The following is a 3,894-nucleotide window of genomic DNA, read 5'->3' on the forward strand; positions in this document are numbered from 1 at the left end:
ATTGACGATTTCAACCTCAATGACCTGACCGACCTCGGAGATTTTAACTTCATAAAAAGTATCATCAAGCACAAAGCCCTTCGGCTGCTCAATTTCTCTTACAAGCCAGTTGCCATACGGTACTTTCTCAAAAGAAAAACTACCGTCTTTTTGGGAGGTAGCAGTCATCAAAGCATTTTCTTTTGTAAATTCGGTTTCATCAGCCTTAAACAGTCCGATTACTGCACCGCCGAGTTCTTCGCCGTTTTCGTTAATCTTCTTACCGGAGACAGAACCGTAAATGAGCTTGTTTTCAATCGGCTTGCCGTCATTGACCGCAATCTCAACAGTTTCGGTATCCTGTCCCGCATAGCTGAAAGTAAACGGATACTTGCTGTCGGAAAGGATATAATGCTCATCGGTTGCAAGTTCCTTTACATAATAGTTTCCGAAAGGAAGGTCGGTTTTGATAACAGCCTTACCGTTTTCGGAAAGTGAGATAATCTCAATCAGACCGTCTGCCGGAATAGAAGTACCACTTGCAGAAACAAGCTCTTCATCGGCAAAAAGTCCGAAGCTGATATTCTTCACTTCATCGCCGTTGCCGATATTGAAGATGTCGTTCTTCTCGATAGCCTTTTCAAGACTTACCGTTACTTTCTGCCTGTCATTTACAAAGCTTGTGGCGGTTTCGGTTACAGACACTTCCTGACCGGCATAAGTCAGCTCAACCTCGTGAGCTTCTTTGTTGATAACCATACCCTCCGGTGCGGTGATTTCAACTACCGTATATCTACCGAGGTAAAGCTCCTTACTCTTGGCAAGTCCGTTTTCATCTGTAGTAACAGTATCTACGACCTCGCCCTTTGCATAACGGAGTGTTCCGTCGGGAGTAACAATATCTTCTGCTGCGGTAATCTCATAAACCGCACCTACAAGACCTTTCACTTCATAGACAGGCTGATAAATCACATCGGCGTTTTCCTCTCCGGAGATATTTACCCCTGAGAACACCTCGCCGGTCTTTTCAATGCTGACAGTACCTTTCTGTGCCATATTAGGCTTATCGACCTTAATCACAGTAATACCACCCTCATCGGAAGAATGTTCCTCTGCCACATCAAAGTACACCGGTGTGCTGTCAAGCACATATCCGTAAGGAGCCTGAACCTCAACAAGAGAATATCCCTTGCCGTATTCCAGTTTCTCCGGTGTAACAAGCTGTCCGTTTGCGTCGGTGTAGAAAGTATCAATCGTTGTCGGAGTAGGATAAGTGAAGGTCATTGTTACCTGATTGCCGTTAGGGTCAAAGATTTTGAACCCAGCACCGGCATACGGAATGTTTTTACCGCTTTCTGCGTCCACCTTGACAACCTTGATATAGCTTTCAAAGTTTACGTTGTTGATAAGATAGCGGTAGGTCTGTCCGTCCTGAGCAATGAACACATCGAAGTCTTTCATCAGCTCACGACCTTCCCAGCCTGCGGTCTGATGAACGGTATATACACCATACGGCATATCCTTTGTCTGACCGAAGCCGTTTTCATCACAGACGATAACATCTCTTTCATCTTCTTCTGCTGAGTCAAAGCTGCCGGAAGATTTGAGATAGATTTCAAAGGTTGCACCGTTTTCGGGTGTCTCAATCTGAGTTTCTCCGTTATCGGTATGCTTGATGATGGCGATATTGCCTTTCATAACCTGTTCGGTAACATCATTTGCTGTCTGATTGTGTTCCACCGTATAAAGCTGCGGTTCTGCACCGACCTTATGAATTGTGGTATCAAGCAGATAGCCCTCGGACGGAGTGATTTCACGGATTGTCCAGTCGTCATCACAGATATATTCCTTTGTGGTGAACTGACCGTTCTTATCCGTTACATACTTGTCCACAAGGGTTTCGCCTTTATAAATGCCGTAAACTGCTCCTGCAAGGGTAGCGTCGCCCTGCGGCATACCTTCTTCTCGGTCGCTCTTTGTTACGGTCACGGAAAACTTTTTGAGAATGTTCGTGAAATTGCGGGTTGTAACCTCTTTCCAGTTAATCGGTGCGGTCTGATTTGCAGGCACAACATAACGGATAGCCGTATCCACTTCTTCAACGGTGTACGGGGTAGTACCGCTAATAAGCACATCATTGAAAGAAGCAACACCGTTCTTATCTGTAACGGCATACTCATCTACGGCAATGCCCGAAAGTGAAGTGCCGTAAAGGTGGAAGGTAATGCCTTCTACAAGATTGTCCTCGGAGGATTTGATTACCTGAAGATTTCCTCTTTTGAGAACATTATTGAAATTGACCTTGGACACCTGACCGGCAACAACAGTTACTCTGTGAACCTCCTGCGGTACATATTTGTCAATAGACTGCTCTGTGACCGTATAAACACCGGGCATAAGGTTATCAAGCTGGAACTTACCGCCGTTTGCGGTTGTCACTGTCTGATTGACGCCGTTACCACTGATGGTAAACTGAATGCCGTCAACCTTTCCGTCCTCACTTGTCTTTACAATCTGACAAGAGCCGTAGCTGACCTTCATTTTGACAAATCCGCTGACAGGGTCGCTGACCTCCTGAGCGTAAGTGACCACATCCTGAATGCCGTTGCCATTCTGATGGATACCGTCAGACCATACAACAACACCTCTGCGGACGCCGTTCTTTTTTGCGGCTGTGATGGTAAATTCCTTGCTCGGAGCTTTATCCATCGAAACAGTCAATTTGTTTCCGCTGACGGAGAAAGAAACACCGTCAATGTTTGCCGAGAAGTTGTAATTGCCAAGCACACCGTTTGTATCGGTGAGAGTAGCAACATACTTACTTCCGTTCCATTCAAGCTCATTTACCTTTGCAGAACCGCTTGACCTTGTGCAGAAGCTCGGCACTTTGGTGTGATTCTGAACACTTGTTACCATACTGTTGTAGTACGACAAGATTTTACTGCGGAGTGGGTGTGCAGAGCTTACACATTCAAGCACAGCATTATACCCGCCGGTAGAAACGTGATTAAAGCTTGCGTCTCTTTCGCCGACAATCGTTTCCCAAATTAAAATCTGAGTGGCATAAGCGTGTGCGATACAGTTTGCGTCGCTTTCGTTTTGCGACTTCCAGCTTGTCGAAATACCTCCACGATATCCGTACTGCAAGATACGACCGATAAGCAGGCGAATATCATCGCCGGAAATAGTACCGTTCGGGCTGATGTTATTGAAGAAGTTCTCGTCCTTTTCAGTAAGAGTATCGCCAGTCCGCTGACCTGTACCCGGTTCAATACAGTAGGCGATATTACCCGAATACGAACCCATTGCACGAAGTCCCGTATATTTCGTGGACAAGCCTTTCCAACCGTTCATATAGTTGAGATTGCCGTGTCCCCATTCGCCGTTGTTATTGGTATCTCCGCTTCGGGGATAATCGACGAGGTACACATCGGCTTTTTCTCCTACGGCTGCAAAGGCTGTCGTTGCCCCAATGCCCATAAAAGCAGTAAGGCTCATAACCGTCGCCAACATAAGCGAGACGGCTTTCTTGAATTTTGTTTTAACCATTGCGTTTTCCTCCTTGAAATGCAAAAACGCACCGATTTTACTCAGTGCGTCTGCTTAAAATTATTTTGTTTTAGCAGTAGCCGATATAGATGTTGTACTCCGTATCGGATAGCTTTTCTGTCCATATCCACACAGCGGTAAAACCCTCGCTGTTCTTGTATCGGTTCAGTCTGCTTTCAATATCAGACTTGATACCGCTTCGGTTAGGATTTGCGGATATGGGATTGTCCCAACATTCTGTCGCCGTGCTGTCAAGAGAAAGCCCTATGCTTACCGCATACTCTTTTGCGTAACTAACATAAGGGCTGACATCGAATGTCTGCTTGGGCGGCTCTGTCGGTTTCGGTTCTGCCGGCTTTTCAGTCG

The 3,894-nt window shown here is 46.0% G+C and carries 1 protein-coding gene and 1 pseudogene; both read right to left on the reverse strand.

Going from position 1 to position 3,894, the window contains the following annotated elements; genetic code table 11:
- On the reverse strand, positions 1 to 3,528 hold a 3,528-nt coding region (locus tag ACLU24_RS14420), incomplete at its 3' end, for a SpaA isopeptide-forming pilin-related protein (protein ID WP_412613341.1).
- A gap of 70 nt (positions 3,529 to 3,598) precedes the next feature.
- Positions 3,599 to 3,894 (reverse strand): annotated as a pseudogene (locus ACLU24_RS14425) (hypothetical protein); the annotation flags it as partial.

It is taken from the genome of Pseudoruminococcus sp. (genome assembly GCF_047012705.1).
Lineage (GTDB): Bacteria > Bacillota > Clostridia > Oscillospirales > Acutalibacteraceae > Pseudoruminococcus.